The 7,130-nt window shown below is 61.9% G+C and carries 3 protein-coding genes; all 3 read left to right on the top strand.

Annotated elements, in window-relative coordinates; all coding sequences use genetic code 11:
• Positions 1-23: 23 nt before the first annotated feature.
• The 3 genes from ABIS05_RS02065 (at position 24) to ABIS05_RS02055 (ending at position 7,016) form a co-directional block, all read left to right on the top strand.
• Positions 24-3,254, top strand: coding sequence for a transglutaminase domain-containing protein (locus ABIS05_RS02065; protein WP_348011136.1), 3,231 nt, complete (start codon positions 24-26; stop codon positions 3,252-3,254).
• Positions 3,236-3,664: a hypothetical protein gene (locus ABIS05_RS02060; protein ID WP_348011135.1), complete on the top strand. Its 429-nt coding sequence runs from the start codon at positions 3,236-3,238 to the stop codon at positions 3,662-3,664. The genes ABIS05_RS02065 and ABIS05_RS02060 overlap by 19 nt, the downstream gene beginning before the upstream one ends.
• A gap of 340 nt (positions 3,665-4,004) precedes the next feature.
• Entirely contained in the window at positions 4,005-7,016 is a 3,012-nt protein-coding gene (locus tag ABIS05_RS02055) for a Tn3 family transposase (RefSeq protein ID WP_348011134.1), read from the top strand.
• The last annotated feature ends 114 nt before the right edge of the window (positions 7,017-7,130 follow it).

The raw sequence follows: 7,130 nt of genomic DNA, 5'->3' as shown, positions 1-7,130 counted from the left end.
TCACCGGCCGCCAGCGGCGCCCCGTGCTCAACGCCATCGGTCGCACCCTCATCGGCGCCATCCTGTTCAACGCTCTTAGCCCGCTGAGCGTGCTGGCCAACGACAAGCCCGCGCCGAACCCGGCCGCACAGCGCCAGCTCCAGCAGTACGCCGCGCTGAACCAGAAGATCGAGCAAGCTAAGGCCGAGCGCGCGCTAACGCCAGCTGACCGCGTGTCCAAGGACTTCCAGCAAGCCCACGACCTCGCGCGCAGCATCGCGGCAGATGCCAAACCTGCCGAACGTAGCGGCCGCCAACTGCGCGCCCTCGGCCCCGATATGCGCATCGAGGTTGAAGAGCCCGCCGACCTGCGCCGCCAGCGCGAGCAGCGCGTGGCTGAGCAGACCCAGCGTCTGCGCAGCCACCTCGCCGCCATCTCGCAAAGCCGCGCCGCCGTGCGCGCCGACTTCATCGCCACCGGCCGCGAACTGCAAGCCAAGCGCCTCCCCGCAGAAATCCTCGCCCGCCACAGCGAGGCCGTGGCCCAGTTCGAGCAACGCGCCGCCGAGTTTGAGCGCCTGAGTCAGGCCTGGCAGGCAGCCGCTGACGACGCCAAGCCGGCAGCGCTGACCGATCTCAACGACTTCTTCAAACGTCACCCGGCCACCCGCGTCGCCGCGCCACTGGACCCGAAGAAGCTCCCCTGGCGAGCACCCGAGTCCACCACGCGGCAGCCCGCAGACACCCAGACCGCGTGGTTCCAGAACCTGTGGGGCACACCCAAGGTAATGCTGGCCCAGGCCAGCGGCAGCAGCATTGGCCCCATCAACTTCAACGTCCCGCCCGAGCCCGGCCAGGCGCCGACCGAGGCCGACCTCGCCCAGACCCCCGAGACCCAACGTAGCGCCGCCATTACGGCCAAGGCCGCCGAGCTTGGTAACAACCCGCTGGCCATTCACAACTGGGTGCGCAACAACCTCGACTGGCTGCCGAGCTGGGGGGCGGTGCAAAGCGCCGAGGACACCCTGGCCAAGAAGCGCGGCAACGCCCACGACATCGCCAGCCTCGAAATCGCCCTTCTCAGAGCCGCCAACATCCCCGCGCGCTATCAGTACGGCACCATCGAAGTAGACTCCGACAAGCTGCAGAACTGGGTGGGCGGCACCACCAAGGTCGAGGCCGCGCAGCAGCTCCTGGGCCAAGGCGGCATTGCCAACCGAGGCATCCTTCAAGGCGGCGGCATCGGCAAGGTCCGCATGGAACACGTCTGGGTCAGCGCCTACGTGAACTGGCTGCCCAGCCGGGGCGCCAAGCAAGGCACGGCCGGCCAGCACGTCAACCCCAACGGCACGCTCAATGCCTGGGTGCCGCTGGACCCGAGCTACAAGCAGTACAGCTACGCCCAGGGGCTCGACCTCAAGACCGCCGTGCCGCTGGACCCGCAGGCTCTCATCAACGCGGCCCAGCAAGGCGCCACCGTCAACGCCAGCGAAGGCTGGGTGCAGAACCTCAACCAGGCTGCGGTCCAAGTCCAGCTTAACGACTACCAGGCTCAGCTCAAAACCTACATCGACAGCCAGAACGCCAGCGCGACAGTCGGCGATTTGATCGGCAAGAAGATTATCCCTCAGCAGCTCCCCAGCCTTTTGGCCGGCAGCCTGCCATATGCAGTCGTGCAGACCGGCGAGCGCACGGCCGCCGTGCCGATCAACCTACAGCACCAGTTCCGCATCCAGCTCTTCAACATGCAGGACGCCGGCATGGACGATCCGGCGCCGGTGTTGAGCTATCAGGTAACAACCAGCCAGCTCGCCGGAAAGCGGCTGACGCTGAGCTATGTGCCCGCCACGCAGGCAGACGCTGACCTTATCTCCAGCTACCTGCCCAAGCCGCATGCGGATGGCAGCCCCATCCAACCCAACGAGTTACCGAGCACCCTGCCGGGCTACCTCATCCGGCTCAAACCGCAGATCACGCTGGATGGGAAAGTGGTGTCCACCAGCAGCCAGGCGCTGACGATGGGGACGGACTTGTTCAGCAGTGCGGGATTTACGCGGTTCAGCAACCTGGGCGAGTGGGACACGGGTACGGCGGAGAGCAACACAGTGGGACAGGCGACGGCGATCGGGCTGAGCCTGCAAGGCATCAGTTCAGCGCAGCTCAGCCAGCTCAAGACCCGGCTTGAAACCGCGAAGAGCCAGTTGCAGGCCAACAATCTCGCCGGGCTGACGGGGGAGCAAATTTCAGGCGATCTCCTAACGGCCACGATCTGGAGCTGGTTTGCTGCAGCCGACATCCACAACCGGCTGAGCCAGAACCAGGCCGGCATGGTGGAGAACCCTGGGCTGAGCTATGGTTTGTTCCACGCAACGGCGCAGCCGATTTATAGCTGGGGCGTGGTGCGGCAGGTCAAATTCCCGGGGGTAAATATTGATGTGCCGCATGTGCGTAATCTGACGGTGAGCAAGGCTAACAACCAGCAGGAGTGGATTGGTTATAACCGCCTGAGGGGACAATACATGAGTGGGTTGGAACACGCCATTCCCGAGCGCTTCTTCAGCGACACGAGCAGGTGCAACCCCAGCGGAGTGCCGAACCCAGTCGCGGGATTGCCGAGCTGCCAGCAGGGCGTGAGTGCGCTCAAGGCGCTAGGGATCGCGGCACAAGCCGGGCAGAGGATTTACACCATTACCCCGCAGGTCTACAACGACAACCTTGGGATCGTGCAGAGTCAGCTTGCAGCACACACTTCAGATACGAAGAACAGAGTGCAGCAGGCGTTGGATGCGGGATATGAGGTCACGATCCATCAGGCGCCGATCACGCAGGATGGATGGACGGGCGCGGGGTTCACGATAATCGATCCGCAGACGGGGGCAGGGGGTGATTTGATTGAGGGCGGGGGGAATGGCGCCTGGATTCCCTTGGCATCAATTGCTTTTGCGATGCTCGCAGTTGTTCTTGGCCCGCTGCTCGGTGCATTATTTATAGGCGAGGTAACTTTTGTTGGTGCCTTGGCTTTAATTGGAGGGGTGTATTACGCCTTGACCCAATACATCAAGTATATTAATGAGATCATTGATAGACCAGGACGCACTCCCGAAGACAAGGCTTTTTTGATCAATACTATTTCATTCTTGACCGCGCTGGCGGGGGGAATTTCGTATTTTAAAGTGGCCAAAGATTTTTCCGCCGTGGCCATCGGGACATTTTTGAGCGTCATGACGGCTGGCTTTAAGAAGCTTGAGGAGTTTTTATGGAAATATATGCCGTGAGGAATATTACTTTTGGCGCAGCTGCTTTGTTGATGATCCTTAGCTCAGCAGTTCTCTACGCTGTTTCCGCTGTTATCCTAGTTCTGCTCGCTGGTTTTGGGAGGCATTCGGCATTGGTTGCATCGGGCATTGGTTTTTTACTGCCTTTGTTATTTGTTAATCGTAAGGATATATCCGGTACGGCGATTTGGCTCTTTTGTAGCGCGGCAGTCTGTTTCTTTTCATTGGTTGTGGCGTTGTTTGTGGGCCTGAACGATTTTGCAGGAATCGTTCTTCTGGAAATTCGACGTAATGGAAAGGAAATTAGTTTGCCAATTCTTCTTGGGCTGCTTGTATTTGGGCAGCTGGTTGCAATTTTTGTTATCCGCTTTGGATCTAAAATACATACTAAAGACTTGAAATCAACCTAAATCGTGGCCGCGATGCAGAATTCGCTCGCAACGTATTGATTTGGTTGGGGTTTTCGCAAGATTCTTGTGTGCCTCAGATTCACTCTGCGGGTGAGTTCGTGCGGAATACCTGATCGATATTGCGAGGGTCGTCATCAAACTCCAGAATTTCGCCTGTCTAGGCACTGCGGCAAGTGCGGGCTAAATCTTTACGAAGCTTTCGAAGCTCCTCCGACGATGTATAGACGTGACGGAGTCAAGTTCCTGAATCCGTGACTTTAGCCCTGCATTTTCGTCGGCGTCCCCACTCATCAATTCGCTACGCGATACTTCAAACGAATTGCGGAGGCGCCTCGAACGTATGCCACGCCGAGAACTGCTGACGCCTGCGCAGCGCGAGCAACTGCTGAGCTTTCCCACTGATGCTGCAGAGCTGATCCGGCTCTACACCCTCAGCGATACCGACAAGGCCTTTATCAAAGCCCATCGTGGCGTGCACAACCGACTTGGCGTCGCGGTGCAACTGGCTTACCTGCGCTTCCCGGGCCGCCCAATTGCGCGCGGCGAAGCCCCGTACCCTCAGGTGCTTGCGATGACGGCGGCACAGCTCAAGGCGGCCACTTCGGTCTGGGCAATCTACGCTCAGCGCGACGAGACCCGCCGCGAACACGTCGCCACAGTCATCAAATGGCTCGGTCTTCGGACCCTGGACTTGCATGAGCACCGGTCGCTGTCCCATTGGTTGCTGGCGGTCGCGATGCAAACGACGCAGGGCATGGTGCTGGCCCAGGCCCTTGTCGCCGAAATGCGTCGGCGGCGGGTCGTGCTGCCCGCCATCGGCACCATCGAGCGCCTTTGTGCCGAGGTGTACACGCGGGCGCAGCGGCGCATCTTCAAGCTTCTGACATCGCCGCTGACGCCGGCCCAGCTCGAACAGCTGGACGGGCTGCTGGAGGTTCATGGGGGCGGGCCGATCACAGCATTGACCTGGCTGCGTCAGCCGCCCGGGAAGCCGAGCGCTCGTTCCATCATTGCCCACATCGCCCGTCTGAAGGCTCTACGCGCGCTGGCCCTGCCGGCCGAGCTCGGGCGCGACGTCAATTCCGACCGACTGCTGCGCATGGCGCGCGAGGGCGCGCAGTCGGCGGTGTACCAGCTCAAAGACCATGAGCCGTTGCGACGCCGCGCGACGCTGGTGGCCATCGCGCTGGACACCTCGGCCACGCTTACCGACCAGGTCCTCGACCTTCATGACCGCCTGATTGGATCGTTCTTTTCCCGGGACCGGAATCAGTACGCCCAGCGTTTCGCGGCCGACGGCAAGGCGCTCAATGCCAAGGTGCGCCTGTTCGCCGACATCGGCCGCGCGCTGATCGACGCGCGGGGCGCCGACGAGGATGCTTTCGCTGCCATCGAGGAGATCGTGTCCTGGGATGCCTTTGAGAGAAATGTGGAGGAAGCCCAGCGCATTGCCCGCGACGAGGCCTTTGATGCACTGGCATTGATCGTTGAGCACCATGGCCAGGTGCGTCGCTACGAGCCCGAGTTCTTGGATGTCTTCGACTTCCGAGCCGCGCCGGTGCGCCAGCCGTTGATCGACGCCGTCAACTTGCTGCGAGAGATGAACAGCCGCGGTGACCGCAAGTTGCCGGCCGACGCGACGCTCGACTTCGTGGCGCCGCGCTGGAAGCGCTTCGTTGTCACCGAACAGGGCGTCGACCGCAGGTACTACGAGATGGCCGTGATGTGCGAACTGAAAGACGCCCTGCGATCCGGCGACGTGTGGGTTGCGGGGAGCCGGCAGTTCAAGGACTTCGAGGCGTACCTGCTGCCGCAGGCCGTCTTCGAACAACAACTGGCGGACGGTGCCGTCGAGCTGCCTGTGCCGTTGGAAGCGAAGGCCTATCTGGACGAGCGACTGGGCGCGCTGCGCGAGCTGCTGGAAGAGGTGAATCGGCTCGCCGCGGCTGGCGAGCTGCCCGACGTGCAGATCGACGACCGGGGTCTGAAGATCTCGCCCATCGAGGATGACACGCCGCCCGAAGCAAAGGCCCTCGTTGGGCAGGTGTACGGCATGCTGCCACCGGTCAAGATCACCCATCTGCTGCAGGAAGTGATGGGCTGGATCGACTTCACGCATCAGTTCACGCACCTGAAATCCGGCGAGCCAACGCAGGATCGCAAGCTGCTGCTGACGGCTGTCCTCTCGGATGCCTCTAACCTCGGTCTGGAGAAGATGGCGCAGGCCACGCCGGGCGTGTCGGCCGCGAGGTTGGCCTATCACGTTGCCTGGCATGTGCGCACCGACACCTACTCCAAGGCTTTGGCCGAGCTGGTCAACTACCACCACCAGTTGCCGTTCTCGAAGCACTGGGGCGACGGCACCACCTCATCGTCCGATGGCCAGCGTTTCAAGGCCGGTAGCCACGCGGAACAGTCGGGGTTCCGCAACGCGAAGTACGGCGACGATCCAGGCGTGCTGTTCTACACCCATGTGTCGAACCAGTACGGCGGCTTCCACATCAAGGTCATCAACGGACCGGCGCGCGACGCTACGCATGTCCTCGACGGACTCCTTTACCACGAGTCAGACCTGAAGATCGAGGAGCACTACACCGACACCGCCGGCTTCACCGACCACGTGTTCGCAATGTGCCATTGGCACGGCTTCACTTTCGCGCCGCGCATCGCCGATCTGAAGGACAAGCGCCTGTACGTGCCGGGCAAAGCTGCCGACTGGCCAGCGTTGGCGTCCATCATTGGCGGCAACCTGAACCTGAAGGCGATCGAGGAGCGGTTCGAGGAGGTCAAGCGCATGGTGGCGTCCACTGCGCAAGGAACGGTGACGGTGTCCCTGGTGTTGCGAAAGCTCGCTGCCTATCCGAGGCAGAACGGCATCGCGCTGGCCCTGCGCGAGATGGGGCGCATCGAGCGCGGCATCCATACGTTGAAGTGGCTGCGACAGCCCGCCTTCCGGCGACGCGTCGGCGCCGGCCTGAACAAGGGCGAGGCGCGCCACAAGCTGGCGCGAGCGGTCTTCTTCAACCGCCTCGGTGAGGTGCGCGATCGCGCCTTCGAGGACCAGCAGAACCGGGCCAGCGGCCTGAATCTGGTCATGCAGGCGATCACGGTGTGGAACACGGTCTACATCGAGCGTGCCGTTGCCGAGCTTCGGAAGCATCAGCAGATCGACGACGCGCTGCTACAGCATGTCTCGCCGCTGGGTTGGGGCCACATCATCCTGACCGGCGACTACGACTGGGGAGGTGAAAAGCACCTCAAGCCAGGCGAGTTCAGGGCCCTCCGGCCGATGGCGATGTCATCGCAGGCAGCAGCCGGGCCGTCAGCGCAGCCGGAGAATCCGGCACCATGACGGCATGCTTGCTACCTCCCAACCCGCGCCTTATGCGTCGACTGGCGGTTCAATCGGGCGCTTTAGATCCAGTGGGCTTAACGTACAGAATTTTCCGTTTCTTGAGGGCACCCC

Source organism: Roseateles sp. (genome assembly GCF_039929605.1).
Lineage (GTDB): Bacteria > Pseudomonadota > Gammaproteobacteria > Burkholderiales > Burkholderiaceae_C > Pelomonas.
Note: the sequence above shows the minus strand (reverse complement) of the source record. Positions and strands in the feature narration are given on the sequence as shown.

Bases quoted from the DNA above. Each gene is read 5' to 3' on its own strand.
- ABIS05_RS02060 (WP_348011135.1), top strand. From the start codon at position 3,236: ATGGAAATATATGCCGTGAGGAATATTACTTTTGGCGCAGCTGCTTTG.
- ABIS05_RS02055 (WP_348011134.1), top strand. From the start codon at position 4,005: ATGCCACGCCGAGAACTGCTGACGCCTGCGCAGCGCGAGCAACTGCTG.